We start from the raw sequence: 13,748 nt of genomic DNA, 5'->3' as shown, positions 1-13,748 counted from the left end.
CGCGGCGCGCCCGTCCGGGCGGACGTGGCGCTCGCCCCCGCCTCGGCGGTGCGCGGCACGGTGCGCGACCGCTCCGGAGCGGCGCTGCGCGACGCGCACGTGTCGCTGGTCGACGTCGAGGGGAACGTGGTCGCCACCACGCGCACCGGGCGCGACGGAGCCTACGAGTTCGGCGGCCTGGCGGGGGAGGAGTACACCCTCGTCGCCTCCGGGTACGCCCCGGTGGCGGTGCCGCTCCACCTCACCGGCGCAGGTCGCGACGGTTTCGACGTCGCGCTGTCGCACCGGCGCGCCTGACGGCCCGGCCGGCGGGGGCGGTCCCGTCCCCGCCGTCTCATATAACGGAACCGTGAACCACCCGTTAAAGATCGTTTTTGGCCTTGATCGTTAAGGCGGGCGAAACGTACCTTCTGGGCGAATCTCCATGCCGCAGGGAGGCGGCGTGGCGATCGGGAGGTATGTACTGTGCCTGACCAGAGGAGCACTGGCGCTCCATCGAGACGCCTCGGCCGCCGTCGGCCGATCGCGTCGGCCATGACAGGACTGCTACTGCTCACCGGGACGCTGATGGCGTCCGCGGTGCCGGCCGGCGCCGGACCGGGGCCCGGCCCCCGGCCGGAACCGGGACAGGCGTCCGCGAACAAGAAGGATCCGACGTTCACGCTTCCGACCGGCGACGTCGTCGCGCTGGTCAAGGACCGGAAGGGCAACCCGTCGGGCCGGGTGGTCAAGGACGTCGCCCCCGAGGGCGACGTGTTCTTCAGCCGGGTGGGCGACAAGTTCTACGCCCTGCCCGCGGGCGCCCTGCCGCTGCTGGGCGCCGACCGGCTGGACCCCCGGTTGTTCGATCTGCTGGAGTTGGAACGCTCCGGTTACTCGGACCAGAAGACGAACCGGCTGCCCGTGATCGCGGTCGGGCCCCGCACCGGCGCGGTGGCGCCGCAGGGCGCGACCCGCAGGCGGCAGCTGGGCAGCGTCTCGGCCCAGGCGCTGGAGGTCGACAAGGCGCAGGCCACCCGCTTCTGGGCGGACGCGGCCGGTACCCAGCGGACCGCGCTCGCGCACGGCTACACCAAGCTCTGGCTGGACGGGCGGGTGAAGGCGTCCCTCGACACCAGCGTGCCGGCCGTGGGCGCGCCGGCCGCCTGGGAGGCCGGCCTGACGGGCAAGGGGGTGAAGCTCGCCGTGCTGGACACCGGCGCGGATCTCGACCACCCCGACCTGAAGGACCAGGTGGAGAAGGCGCGGAGCTTCGTCCCCAACAGCCCGCCCGACGACCGCGTCGGGCACGGCACGCACGTCGCGTCGATCGCGGCGGGCACGGGCGCCGCGTCCGACGGCAAGTACAGGGGCGTCGCCCCCGGGGCCCGGCTGCTGATCGGCAAGGTGCTCGACGACTACGGCACCGGGTACGACTCGACGATCATCGCGGGCATGGAATGGGCCGCCGCCGAGGGCGCCAAGGTGGCCAACATGAGCCTGGGCGGCTGCTCCTCGTTCGGGAAGGACCTGCTCAGCCAGGCGGTCGACCAGATCAGCGAGACCTCCGGGACGCTGTTCGTGACCTCGGCGGGCAACGTCGGCTGGTGCAGCCCCAGGTTCATGGGCGTCGGCTCGCCGGGCGCGGCCGACAAGGCGCTGACCGTCGCGAACGTCGACCACCGGAACGGGTTCGTCGACGCGCCCTCGTCGGTGCACGGCCCCCGGGTGGGCGACTACGCGATCAAGCCCGACATCGCGGCGCCGGGATCGGCGATCACGGCGGCGGCCCCCGGGGGCGGCTACCAGACGATGACCGGGACCTCCATGGCCTCGCCGCACGTCGCCGGAGCGGCCGCGATCCTGGCCCAGCAGCACCCGGACTGGACCGGCCAGCAGCTGGCCGAGACGCTGCGGACCACCGCGCGTGACGTCCGGGACGTCGAGGGGGCCAGCCCGCTCAGCCACGGCAACGGCGTGCTCGACGTCCGATCGGCCATCAACCCGCAGGTCACCGGCCAGCCCACGCTGTCGCTGGGAACGTACCAGCCGGGTGGAGAGGACGCCCTCACCGGGACGGTGACGCTGCGCAACCGCTCCTCCGCCGACGTCACGGTCGACCTGGAGTTCTCCAAGGGCCTGCGCCGGTCCAGGGGCAACGGGTCCGACATGACCGAAGAGGCGGCGACCCTGCCGGACGGAACCCTCACCCTGTCGCAGGACAAGGTCACGCTGCCGGCAGGCGGTAGCGCCGAGGTGAAGGTGACGGTCAGGCCGGAGAGCCTGCCCGCCGGTGGCTACTACGGCTACCTGCGCGGCGTCGGCGCCGACGGCAAGGTGCTCACGCAGACCACGCTCTCCTGGTTGCGGGACGTGGAGAGGTTCCGCTTCAACATCGCCGCCAAGAACGCCGACGGCCAGTCGCCCATCCCCGCGACGTCGTACGTCCTGGTGGCGGACCAGAACAGCGCCGCCACGTACTACGGCTACTTCCAGAACGGCAGGGTGCTGTTCGACTCGGTGGACGGCACCGGCAACGGTGGTCTCCCGAAGGGGACCTACACGGTGACCGCCATGCTGGGCGGGGCGGACCACCGGGTGTTCGTCGAGGGACGCACGGTCACCGTCGACCGGAACTCCGAGCTTCAGCTCGACGGGAGCAAGGCGCCGTCGCTCGAGGTGCGGACGCCCCGTCCCTCGGTCAACCTGGGCGCGACCGTCCAGTGGTCCCAGAAGCTCTCGCACGGCCGGCAGGAGTTCTCCGGCGCCCAGCTCATCGGACCGGGCTTCGGCATGTACACGCTCCCCGCCGAACAGCGGGCGCCCGGTTACGGCCTCGCCCTGGACGTCCGCCGTTCCGCCCCGTTCATGACGGCCTGGGTGGGCGGGGTCCAGGTCAAGCCCGTGCCCCTGCGGGGCTACTGCACCGCGTGCAGCGCCCCGGACGTCCGGGACGGCCGGTACCGGCTGGTCGACGTGGGAGACGGATCGGAAGGGGCCGTGAACGGCAAGGATCTGCGCGGCAAGGTCGCGCTGATCCGGCAGGCGCCGCGCAGCAACCCGTTCGACTTTTCCGTCCACCCCGAGGTCGAGAGGGTCAGCAAGGCCGGTGCGATCGGGGTCGTGGTCGGGGTGGACTCGGGCCGGCCGGTCCGCATCGCCGACCCCCTCCGCTTCGGGGGCCGTCTCTGGGGCGTGGTCGTGACCGCGAAGGAGGGCGCCGACATCGCCCGCGCGGTCGGCGCGGGCCGAGACCAGCTCACCATCGACTCCAATGTTCCGACTCCCTACGTCTACGACCTGCAGTTCCCGTTCGGGCCGATTCCCTCCAGCGGCTCCTACACCGTGAAGGCGTCGGACCTGGCGACCGTGCACACCCGCCTCCGGGCTCCGTCTCCCGGCCTCAGGCTGCAGGAGGTCACCTGGCTCGGCGGCGTCACGGACTCCGGCCGGGTGCCGAAGTGGGGGCATGAGTTCGACGCCGGCTACGACCGGGTCGACTACGTCACGCCGGGCCTCTCGCGGACGTCCCTGATCACCGTGGGCACCCCGACCTTCACCTATCCGCAGTGGGGGGTCGAGTCGCCGGCGCTGGCCGCCGGCAGCGTGACAAGCCGCGACATCTTCACCTCGCCCATCGCCGCCGGGCCGGCCTTCAACAAGCCGCTGCTGGTCTCGGGCGAGTCCGGCACGGGCTTCACGTCCCCGTACAACTGGGGCGACGTCTGGGACTCGGCGCCGTGGCCGATCCCCGGCGCCGACGGCGGGGGGCTGATCTACACCTACACCGCCCGCACCCGCGTCTTCCGGGACGGTGAGCAGGTCTGCGACGCCCCGGCCTTCCCCGGGTGCGGGGTGGGCGAGCCCGGGCGCTACCGCATCGTGGCCGACATCGACCAGACCGACATGCCCCAGTCGACGCACAGCAGCACCGAATGGACGGTGAACGTCGAGAACGGAAAGGGCGAGGACGTTCCGGTGGTTCTCGCGAAGCCGCGTCCGCCGACCGACCTCACCAACCGCGTGCGCGCCGCCCGGCACGCCGTCCCGGTGGAGCTCGTGCACCAGAAGGGCTCCACGGCGCGTCCGAACTTCGACGTGACCGGCTGGGCCACGTTCGACGACGGCAAGACCTGGGTCCAGGTCGCCTCCGGCAAGTCCGACGGCAAGGGCCGGATCGTCCTGCCGATCAACCCGCCGAAGGGCCACAACGGCTTCGTCGGCCTGCGCGTCAAGGCGGTGGACGAGAAGGGCAACGCGATCGACCAGACCGTGATCCGCGCCTACGCCCTGGGCTGATGCCCACAAACCCGAACCAACCGGCACATATGCGCACACTGACCCCCTGACCCCCTGACCCAACGACACGGCGACCCCGGCACGATGACGTGCCGGGGTCGTCCGCGTCCGGAGCCCGGGTGTCAGAGGCCGGGTGTCAGAGGCCGGGCTGGACGAGCACCTTGATGGCGCCGTCCCGCTTCTTCTGGAACATCTCGTAGGCCTCCGGCGCCTTCTCCAGCGGCACGCGGTGGGTGGTCAGGTCCATGACGCCCAGCGGGTCGGCGTCGTCGGTGACCAGCGGCATCAGGTCGCCGATCCACCTCTTGACGTGGGCCTGGCCCATCCGCAGCGTGATGCCCTTGTCGAACATCCGCAGCATCGGCATCGGGTCGGTCATGCCGCCGTACACCCCGATGACCGAGATGGTCCCGCCGCGCCGGACGACCTCGATGGCCGTGCCGAGCGCCGCGAGCCGGTCCAGCCCGACGCGCGACATCAGCGCGGCGGCGGCGCGGTCGGGCACCATCCCGGTGATCGTCTGCGCCAGCTTGGCGCCCGGCGAGCCGTGCGCCTCCATCCCGACCGCCTCGATCACCGAGTCGGTGCCCCGGCCGCCGGTGAGCCCGCGGATCGTCTCGGCGACGTCGGGGTCGGCGTCGGCGTCCACGACCTCGACGCCGTGCCGCCGCGCCATCTCCAGCCGCTCCGGCACGAAGTCGACGCCGATCACCCGGCGGCCGAGATGCCGGGCGATCCGGGCGGCCATCTGCCCGATCGGGCCGAGCCCGAGCACCGTGACCGACCCGCCGTCCGGGACGTCCGCCCAGGCCACCGCCTGCCACGCGGTCGGCAGCACGTCGGAGAGGAAGACGAACCGCTCGTCCGGGGGGCCCTCCGGCACCTTGATCGGGCCGAACTGGGCCTGCGGTACCCGCAGGTACTCGGCCTGCGCGCCCGGCACCTGCCCGTACAGCCTGGTGTAGCCGAACAGCGCCGCGCCCATTCCCTGCTCGCGGACCTGCGTGGTCTCGCACTGCGCGAACAGTCGCAGCGAACACAGGTGGCAGTGCCCGCAGGCGATGTTGAACGGCACGACCACGCGGTCGCCCGCCTTGATCTGCGACACGCCGCTCCCGGTCTCCTCGACGACGCCGATCGGCTCGTGGCCGAGGATGTCGCCCTCGGCGAGGAACGGCCCGAGCACCTCGTACAGGTGAAGGTCCGAGCCGCAGATCCCGGACGAGGTGATCCGGATGATCGCGTCATCGGCCTCCTTGATCGTCGGATCCGGCACGTCGTCGACGCGCACGTCCCGCTTGCCATGCCAGGTCAGTGCCTTCATGGTGATGTCTCCCTTACCGGCTGCAGGGAGGCCCTACCCGGCCCGGAGCGGCGAAACGTCGTCCGGCGTTCCCGCCGCGGCCCGGTCCCGCGCGGGGGGAGGACGGGCCCGCGCCAGGGGATCACCTGACTGAAGAAGGTTAATAAAGGGTAAACAGATGGCCATGGACCCCCGCCTTCGCATCGGGGTGCTCGACGTCGGCTCCAATTCCGCGCACCTGCGGATCGCCGACCTCGTCCCCGGTCACGCTCCCGTTCCCGTCCGTTCCGTCAAACGCGCCGTACGGCTGGCCGAGGCCACCGACCGGTACGGGGTGATCGGCCCCGCCGCCGTCGGGCGTCTGGTCGGCGCGGTGCGGGAGGCCGCCGCCGCGGCCGCCGCGGCGCGGGTCGACGAGCTCGTCCCGCTGGCCACCTCGGCGCTGCGCGACGCGGCCAACCGCGACGACGTGGCGGCCGAGGTCCGCGCGGGCACCGGCGTCACCCTCGGGTTCCTGACCGGCGAGCAGGAGGCGCGGCTGACCTTCCTCGCCGCGCGGGCCTGGTACGGCTGGTCGGCGGGGCCGCTGCTGCTCGCCGACATCGGGGGCGGCTCGATGGAGCTGGCCTACGGCGCGGGACGCGAGCCCGAGATCGCGCTGTCGCTGCCGCTCGGCGCGGGCCGCCTCACCCGGCACCACATGCCCGGCCGCCCGCCGGTCAGCGAACGCCGGCGCAAGGAGCTGCGCCGGCATGTCCGGGCGGTGCTCGCCGAGGCGACGGCGGAGATCCTGGAGCGGCCGCCGGCCGTCCGGGCCGTGGCCACCTCCAAGACCTTCGCCCAGCTCGGCCGGCTGTGCGGGACGCCGAAGCCGAAGGCCGGGCTGTACCGGCCCCGGACGCTCGTCCGGAACGAGCTGCTCGGCTGGATCCCCGAGCTGGCGGCGAGGTCCGACGAGGAGCGGGCCCGGCTGCGCGGTGTGAAGCCGTCGCGCGCCCACCAGATCCTCGCCGGGGCGATCGTGGCCGAGAGCGTGATGGACGTTCTCGGCGCCGCGCGCCTGGACATCTGCCCGTGGGCGCTGCGGGAGGGGATCTTCCTGCACCGGCTCGACGCGCTGGCCGAGGGGCGGCCGATCGGCCCGCCGTTCGGTGCCGGCGGCACGGGCGGCGCGGCGGTGCCCGCTCCCGTCCCGATCAGGCCGGAACGGTGGGCCCCGGTGACGCCGCTCGCGTCCGGCGGCCGCGCGGCGAGCCGCGTTTGAAGGGGCGCCCTCGGGTTAGAGCCCCGGTTCGGGAGTGGGTGAGGGGGAACCCGGATGACGTCCGTCCAGGAAAGGGGCGACACCACGGTCGCCGACGCGCTCGCGCGGCACCGCAAGGGCACCCGGTTCGGCGAGATCCTCGCCACGACCGACCACAAGGTCGTCGGCTACCTCTACCTCACCACCTCGTTCACGCTCTTCCTGATCGCCGGGCTGATGGCCATGGCCATGCGCGCCGAGCTGCTCGATCCCGGCCTGCAGATGATGACCGGGCAGCGCTACAACGAGCTGTTCACGATCCACGGCACGATCATGCTGCTGCTGTTCGCGACGCCGTTGTTCGCCGGGTTCGCGAACGTGATCGTCCCGCTCCAGATCGGTGCCCCGGACGTGGCGTTCCCCCGGCTCAACACGCTCAGCTACTACCTGTTCCTGTTCGGGGCGGCGATGGTGCTGGCGAGCTTCGTCGTCCCGGGCGGCGCCGCGGCGTTCGGGTGGTTCGCCTACGCGCCGCTGAACGCCGAGTCGTACTCGCCGGGGCACGGCGGCGACCTGTGGGCCATGGGGCTGGTCCTGTCCGGCCTCGGGACGATCTTCACCTCGGTCAACCTGATCAGCACGATCATCGCCATGCGCGCCCCGGGCATGGTGATGTTCCGGGTCCCGATCTTCACCTGGAACGTGCTGCTGACCAGCGTGATGGTGCTCATCGCGTTCCCCGTGCTCGCCGCGGCGCTGCTCGCCCTGGAGGCCGACCGCAGGCTCGGGGCCCACGTCTACGACGCCGGTCACGGGGGAGCGCTGATGTGGCAGCACCTGTTCTGGTTCTTCGGCCATCCCGAGGTGTACATCGTGGCGCTGCCGTTCTTCGGCATCGTCACAGAGATCCTCCCGGTGTTCTCCCGCAAGCCCATCTTCGGCTATCTCGCGCTGGTCGCGGCGACGATCGCGATCACGGGGCTGTCGATGACGGTGTGGGCGCACCACATGTTCGCCACCGGCCAGGTCCTGCTGCCGTTCTTCTCGTTCATGTCCTTCATGATCGCGGTGCCGACCGGCATCAAGTTCTTCAACTGGGTCGGCACCCTGTGGAAGGGCCAGCTGACCTTCGAGACGCCGATGCTGTTCGCGCTCGGCTTCCTCGTCACGTTCCTGTTCGGCGGGCTGACCGGCGTGATCCTGGCCTCCCCGCCGATGGACTTCCAGCTCACCGACTCCTACTTCGTCGTCGCCCACTTCCACTACGTCCTCTTCGGCACCGTGGTGTTCGCCATGTTCGGCGGCTTCTACTTCTGGTGGCCCAAGATGACCGGGAAGAAGCTCAACGAGACCTGGGGCAAGATCCACTTCTGGACGCTGTTCGCCGGCTTCCACACGACGTTCCTCGTCCAGCACTGGCTCGGCGCCGAGGGCATGCCCCGGCGCGTGTCCGACTACGCCGACGAGTTCCGGACGCTGAACCTCGTCTCCTCGCTGGGCTCGTTCGTCCTCGGCGCGTCCACCTTCGCCTTCCTGTGGAACGTCTGGCGGACGCACCGGCGCGGCGAGCGGGTGAACACCGACGACCCGTGGGGCGCCGGGTGCTCGCTGGAATGGGCGACGTCCTGCCCGCCGCCCCGGCACAACTTCACCGCGATGCCGCGCATCCGCTCGATGCGCCCGGCTTTCGACCTGCACTATCCGCCGCTGGAACCGCCCCGGGAGGCCGAGCCCGCGTTGCCTCGGCCCCGGGAGTGAGCGTCCTCCGGCGGGGGCTCAGCCCTCGCTCTGGCCGTCCTTCTTGATCGGCACTCCGTCTCCGGCCTCCCCATCGCCGCCGACTCTCTGGTCGCCTTGCCCGCCGCCATAGGACTCGCTCTGGTAGTTCAGGTAGAACCGGTTGAGGCGGGTCCGGACCTGGGCGCGGGCCCGGCTCGGCGTCGGCAGCGGGATGAAGTGGCGCGGATACGAGGCGACCAGTTCCCTGGGCTGCCGCGCCAGCAGCACCGCCTCCCGCTCGTCCGGCTCGGGCTCGTGCCGCTCGGTGTAGCCGCCGTCCGGCGTGAGCGAGATCAGGCCGCTCTCCACGCCCTCCTCCCGGACGCGCAGGTCGCGGCGCTGCAGGGCCAGGCAGGCGCGGCGGGTGACGGCGAACGCGAGGACGGGCAGAACGAAGAACCCGGCGCGGAAGAACCACGTCGTCGCGTACAACGGGAGGCCGAAGGCGTAGGACAGGACGTCGTTGCCGCCCGCCGCCCACAGGTTCCCGTACCAGGCGATGGCGGCGGCGCCGATCGCCGTCCTGGTCGCGGCGTTGCGCGGCCGGTCGAGCAGATGGTGGAGGCGGTAGTCCCCGGTGGCCCAGCGTTCGACGAAGGGGTACAGGGCGATGCAGGTGAAGAACACCCCCGGCAGGATCACCGCGGGCAGCAGCACGTTCCAGCTGACGGTGTGCCCGGCGACCGTGGTGGACAGCGGCGGCATGATGCGCAGCGACCCCTCCAGGAACCCGACGTACCAGTCGGGCTGCGAGCCCGTCGAGACCTGCGACGGCTCGTACGGGCCGTACAGCCAGATCGGGTTGATCTGCAGGGCCGTGGCCATCGCCGCGAGAACGCCGAAGGTGTAGAGGAAGTAGGCGGCGCTCTGCGCGGCGAAGTGCGGGAAGGTCGGATGGCCCGACACCAGCCGCTCCCGCCGGTCCTTGCCGGGCCATTGCGTGTGCGTCTGGTGCCAGAGGATCATCAGGTGCGCGGTGATCAGACCGAATAGAATGCCCGGAATAAGAAGAATATGAACGGTGAACAGGCGCGGGACGAAGTCCTGCCCGGGGAACTCGCCGCCGAACACGAACATGCTGACGTAGGTCCCGACCACGGGCAGCGAGAGCATGATGCCCTGCGCGATCCGCAGCCCGGTCCCCGAGAGCAGGTCGTCCGGCAGCGAGTAGCCCGCGAAACCCTCGGCCAGCGCGAGCGTGAACAGTCCCACCCCGATCAGCCAGTTGATCTCCCGCGGCTTGCGGAACGCGCCGGTGAAGAAGATGCGCAGCAGATGGCAGCAGATCGCCGCGACGAAGACGTTCGCCGCCCAGTGGTGGATCTGCCGCATCAGCAGCCCGCCCCGCACGTCGAACGACAGCCTCAGCGTGGACGCGTACGCCTCGCTCATCTTGAGGCCGCGCAGGGGCGCGTACGAGCCGCCGTAGACGACCTGCGCGCCGCTCGGCCGGAAGAACAGCGTCAGGTACACACCCGTGATCACGAGGACGACGAACGAGTAGAGCGCGATCTCGCCCAGCAGGAACGACCAGTGCCCCGGGAACGCCTTCCGCAGGTTCCGCCTGAGGAAGCCCGCCGAGCCGAGCCGCTCGTCCACCCCGCGCGCGATGTCGGTGACCAGGTTCCCGGCCTGGGGGCCACTGTTCCGTCCAGCCATGCGTTCTCCCTGGCCGCGATGGGTTTCGCGGTGCCGGTACCCGGGGCGGGGGAGGGCAAACGGCGGTGCGCGGCGGCCCGCCGGGGGCGGGTCAGGACGCGCCGTACAACTCGGTGAGCAGCTCGACGGCGTGCCGGACGGCCGGGTGCGGGTCGTCGCGCCACCAGGCGAGCCGGACGGGGACCGGCGCGGCGTCGCGGACCGGCCGGTAGACGACGCCGGGCCGGGGGTACTGCTCGACCGTGCCGCGCGCGGTGACGCCGACGCACCGCCCGCCCGCGACCGCGGTCAGCCAGTCGTCGATGTCGGTGGTCCGCTCGGTGGCCGGGCGCGCCTCCGGCGGCCACAGCTCCAGTGTCGTCGTGCCCGTCCGCGGGTCGATGAGCAGCGTGCGGGCGCCGATGTCGGCCAGCCGGACCGAGCGGCGGCGCGCCCACGGGTCGTCGGAGGCCATCGCGCAGTACCGCGGCTCCACGCCGACGATGACCGAGTCGAACCGGCGGGCGTCGGGGGCGGTCCGGACCACGGCGACGTCGCAGGCCCCCTCGGCGAGCCCGCCGGTCGCGGTGTTCGTGCGGACGAGCCGCAGGCCGACGTGCGGCCACCGGCGCGGCCAGCGCCGCTGGAAGGCGACGGTGTGCCGCCCCATCGCCGACCAGGCGTACCCGATCCGCAGCAGGGCGTGCCCGCTCGCCGCGTCCTGGACCAGCGCGTCCGCCTCGGCCAGCAGCCGCCTCGCCCGCGCCAGCACGCGCGCCCCGGTCGCGGTCGGCGCCACCCGGCGGCTGGTGCGGCGCAGCAGCCGCACCCCCAGCGTGCGCTCCAGGGCCGCGAGGGTCCGCGACACCGCCGCCTGGGAGACCCCCAGCTCGATCGCGGCGTCGGTGAAGGTGCCCGCGTCCACGATCGCGACCAGCACCCGCAGCTGCCGCAGCTCCATGTCCATGACTTCAGCGTATAGATCGGTCCGGCCATGCATTTTGCGCAAACATGGACCGGCCGCATGCTCGGGACATGACCGCGCACGCGAACGCGCCCACCCCGGCGAGCCCGCCCGCACAGGGCCCGTCCGCACAGGGCCCGCCCGCACAGGGCCCTCTCGACGGCGCGCGGCCCGGCCGGGTCCGGTGGGCCGGGGTGGCGATGATGCTCGCGAGCGGGACCGCCAACCAGGCGGGCGCCGCGATCGGCGCGCTGGCCTTCCCGGTGATCGGCCCGGCCGGGGTGGTGGCGGTGCGCCAGTGGGTCGCCGCCGCGGTGCTGCTGGCCGCCGGGCGGCCCCGGCCGCGCTCGTTCACCGGCGCGCAGTGGCGGCTCGTGCTGGCGCTGGCGGCGGTGTTCGCGACGATGAACCTGTCCCTGTACACGGCCGTCGCGCGGGTCGGGCTCGGCCTCGCCGTCACCCTGGAGTTCCTCGGGCCCCTCGCCGTCGCGCTCGCCGGGTCCCGGCGCCGCGCCGACCTCGGCTGCGCGCTGGCCGCGGCCGGCGGCGTCGTCGCGCTGACCCGGCCGGAGCCCTCGTCGGACTTCACCGGCCTCGGGCTCGGCCTCCTCGCGGCCTGCTGCTGGGCCGCCTACATCCTGCTCAACCGGGCCATGGGCCGGACCCTGCCCGGCGCGGAGGGGCCGGCCGCCGCGGCCGGCCTGTCCGGGCTGCTGTTCGTACCGGTCGGCGCGGCCGTCCTCGCCGCGCACCCGCCCACCCTCGCCGCGCTGGCGTGCGCGGGCGCCGCGGGCGTGCTGTCGTCGGCCGTCCCGTTCCTGGCCGATCTGCTCGCCCTGCGCCGCGTCCCGGCCCGCTTCTTCGGGGTCTTCATGAGCGTCAACCCCGTGCTCGCCGCCGGTGCGGGCCTGCTCGTCCTCGGCCAGGCCCTGCACTGGACGCGGTGGCTCGGCATCCTCACGATCGTCGCCGCGAACCTGGTCACCGTCCTGCGCGACCCCCGGCCATAGGACCGGCGGTCTCCGGCGTCCGAACCCGTCAGGTCAGGAGGTGGGCCCGGACCCCGTGAGCGCGCCCGCGTACAGGACGTCCCGCAGGCCCGGGAGCCCCTCCCGGTCGGACCGCCACACCAGGCGCAGGCTGAGCGCGGGCGCCTCGAACGCCAGCCGGACGAGGGCCCCGGCGGCGAGCCGGTCGCCGACCGCGAACTCGGGGACGAGCGCGATGCCGAGATCCCGCTCGGCCCACGAGCTCATCACCGTCACGCTCCCGGCCCTGACCCGCTCCACCTCCGGGCCGATCACGCGCTCGGCGGCCATCCGGAACGAGCAGGCGGGCCCGTTCAGGAGCAGCCGCTCCCTGGTCAGGTCCGCGGGGACGACCCGCGCGGCCCCGGCGAGCCGGTGCCCGGGGGCGGCGACCAGGGCGAGCGGCACGGGTTCGAGGTCGAGGAAGTCCAGCGGCGCCGCGGGTGGAGCGAAGCCGAGCGAGCCCAGGCCGGCGCCGGTGTCCAGCAGCAGCGCGGCCTCCAGCTCCCCGGCGGCGACCGCGTCCAGCAGCTCGTCGCGGGAGGCGTCCGAGCTGATCTCCACGCGCAGGCCGGGCCGGCGCTCGGCCAGCCGCGCCAGCACCCCGGGCACGTACGCGGCGGCGATCGACTCCAGGGCGCCGAGCCGCAGCACCGCGGCGGTCTCGGTGACCTCGCGGCGGGCCTGCTCCGCCAGGCCGAGCAGCCGCCCGGCCCAGCCGCGCAGGCGCTCGCCGGCCGGGGTGAGCCGCATCCCCGCGGGGCCCCGGTCGAAGAGCGCGACGCCGAGGGAGCGCTCCAGCACGCGGATCTGGTCCGACACCGACGAGGGGGCGAGGCCGAGCGCGTGGGCGGCCTCGGTGACCGTGCGGTGCGCGACGACCGCGTCGAAGGTTCGCAGCTGGCGCAGTTCCATGTTCGAGGCAACCCGCCCGGGGCGTTCGGGTATTCCGAACGCCCCGTCCGGCCGCGGCGGTGGAGGGCCGAGGCGCCGCTCCGGAGACTGGTGCGCCATGAGCACAACCCTCACCTCCACCCCGCCCGCCATGCCGGACCGGGCGGGCTCGCGCCGCCGCCCGGCGCTCCTCGGCATCTCCCTCGGCTACTTCATGGTGCTGCTCGACACGACGGTGCTCTCGGTGGCCGAGCCCGATCTGGCGCGCTCCCTGCACGGGACGGTCGCCGGCCTCCAGTGGGCCGTCACCGGATACACCGTCGTCTTCGGGGCCCTGCTGCTGTCGGCCGGCGCCGTCGCCGACCGGTACGGGGCCCACCGGGTGTTCCTGGCCGGCGTCGCCGCCTTCGGCCTCGGCTCGCTGGCCTGCGCGGCCGCACCGAACCTCTGGACGCTGGCCGTCCTGCGCGCGGTGCTCGGCATCGCAGCCGCCGCGTGCGTGCCCGCCTCCATGGCCATGATCACCCGGCTGTACCCGGCGCCCGCCGAGCGGGCCCGCGCCGTGGCGGCCTGGGCGGCGACCAGCGGCGCCGCGCTCGCCGCCGAGATCGGAAGAGCACA

The 13,748-nt window shown here is 73.1% G+C and carries 10 protein-coding genes; 6 read left to right on the top strand and 4 right to left on the bottom strand.

Annotated elements, in window-relative coordinates:
* Both E1291_RS31530 and E1291_RS31525 read left to right on the top strand, forming a co-directional pair.
* Positions 1 to 297: carboxypeptidase-like regulatory domain-containing protein (locus E1291_RS31530; protein WP_131741729.1), on the top strand; the 297-nt coding region annotated here is incomplete at its 5' end.
* Positions 298 to 534: 237 nt separating this feature from the next.
* Positions 535 to 4,278, top strand: coding sequence for a S8 family serine peptidase (locus E1291_RS31525; protein ID WP_131741728.1), 3,744 nt, complete (start codon positions 535 to 537; stop codon positions 4,276 to 4,278).
* A 136-nt stretch (positions 4,279 to 4,414) separates the two neighbouring features.
* On the opposite strand, the gene E1291_RS31520 is transcribed toward E1291_RS31525, so the two are convergent.
* On the bottom strand, positions 4,415 to 5,602 hold the full coding sequence (locus E1291_RS31520) for a zinc-dependent alcohol dehydrogenase (RefSeq protein ID WP_131741727.1): 1,188 nt from the start codon (positions 5,600 to 5,602) through the stop codon (positions 4,415 to 4,417).
* Between the two features lie 157 nt (positions 5,603 to 5,759).
* On the opposite strand from E1291_RS31520, the gene E1291_RS31515 reads away from it, so the two are divergent.
* Complete coding sequence (locus tag E1291_RS31515; RefSeq protein WP_207401041.1) at positions 5,760 to 6,845, top strand: Ppx/GppA phosphatase family protein; 1,086 nt, start codon at positions 5,760 to 5,762, stop codon at positions 6,843 to 6,845.
* Positions 6,846 to 6,899: 54 nt separating this feature from the next.
* Positions 6,900 to 8,582, top strand: a complete 1,683-nt coding sequence (ctaD, locus tag E1291_RS31510; RefSeq protein WP_131741726.1) for an aa3-type cytochrome oxidase subunit I — start codon at positions 6,900 to 6,902, stop codon at positions 8,580 to 8,582.
* Positions 8,583 to 8,600: 18 nt separating this feature from the next.
* Here ctaD and qcrB read toward each other — a convergent pair whose 3' ends face one another.
* Both qcrB and E1291_RS31500 read right to left on the bottom strand, forming a co-directional pair.
* Positions 8,601 to 10,262, bottom strand: a complete 1,662-nt coding sequence (gene qcrB, locus E1291_RS31505) for a cytochrome bc1 complex cytochrome b subunit (protein ID WP_131741725.1) — start codon at positions 10,260 to 10,262, stop codon at positions 8,601 to 8,603.
* Positions 10,263 to 10,353: 91 nt separating this feature from the next.
* Positions 10,354 to 11,208 carry a LysR family transcriptional regulator gene (locus E1291_RS31500; RefSeq protein ID WP_131741724.1) on the bottom strand — a complete coding sequence of 285 codons (855 nt, stop codon included), beginning with the start codon at positions 11,206 to 11,208 and terminating at the stop codon, positions 10,354 to 10,356.
* Between the two features lie 68 nt (positions 11,209 to 11,276).
* Between E1291_RS31500 and E1291_RS31495 the strand changes: the two genes are divergently transcribed.
* Entirely contained in the window at positions 11,277 to 12,215 is a 939-nt protein-coding gene (locus E1291_RS31495; protein WP_131741723.1) for an EamA family transporter, read from the top strand.
* Positions 12,216 to 12,248: 33 nt separating this feature from the next.
* On the opposite strand, the gene E1291_RS31490 is transcribed toward E1291_RS31495, so the two are convergent.
* Positions 12,249 to 13,148 carry a LysR family transcriptional regulator gene (locus E1291_RS31490; protein WP_131741722.1) on the bottom strand — a complete coding sequence of 300 codons (900 nt, stop codon included), beginning with the start codon at positions 13,146 to 13,148 and terminating at the stop codon, positions 12,249 to 12,251.
* Between the two features lie 97 nt (positions 13,149 to 13,245).
* On the opposite strand from E1291_RS31490, the gene E1291_RS31485 reads away from it, so the two are divergent.
* Positions 13,246 to 13,748: MFS transporter (locus E1291_RS31485; RefSeq protein ID WP_131741721.1), on the top strand; the 503-nt coding region annotated here is incomplete at its 3' end.

The organism is Actinomadura roseirufa, assembly GCF_900659635.1.
Taxonomy (GTDB): Bacteria; Actinomycetota; Actinomycetes; order Streptosporangiales; family Streptosporangiaceae; genus Spirillospora; species Spirillospora roseirufa.
The sequence above is the reverse complement of the archived record's forward strand: the minus strand, read 5'-3'. Positions and strand labels throughout refer to the sequence as shown.

Bases quoted from the DNA above. Each gene is read 5' to 3' on its own strand.
- E1291_RS31525 (WP_131741728.1), top strand. From the start codon at position 535: ATGACAGGACTGCTACTGCTCACCGGGACGCTGATGGCGTCCGCGGTG.
- E1291_RS31520 (WP_131741727.1), bottom strand. From the start codon at position 5,602: ATGAAGGCACTGACCTGGCATGGCAAGCGGGACGTGCGCGTCGACGAC.
- E1291_RS31515 (WP_207401041.1), top strand. From the start codon at position 5,760: ATGGCCATGGACCCCCGCCTTCGCATCGGGGTGCTCGACGTCGGCTCC.
- ctaD (WP_131741726.1), top strand. From the start codon at position 6,900: ATGACGTCCGTCCAGGAAAGGGGCGACACCACGGTCGCCGACGCGCTC.
- qcrB (WP_131741725.1), bottom strand. From the start codon at position 10,262: ATGGCTGGACGGAACAGTGGCCCCCAGGCCGGGAACCTGGTCACCGAC.
- E1291_RS31500 (WP_131741724.1), bottom strand. From the start codon at position 11,208: ATGGACATGGAGCTGCGGCAGCTGCGGGTGCTGGTCGCGATCGTGGAC.
- E1291_RS31495 (WP_131741723.1), top strand. From the start codon at position 11,277: ATGACCGCGCACGCGAACGCGCCCACCCCGGCGAGCCCGCCCGCACAG.
- E1291_RS31490 (WP_131741722.1), bottom strand. From the start codon at position 13,148: ATGGAACTGCGCCAGCTGCGAACCTTCGACGCGGTCGTCGCGCACCGC.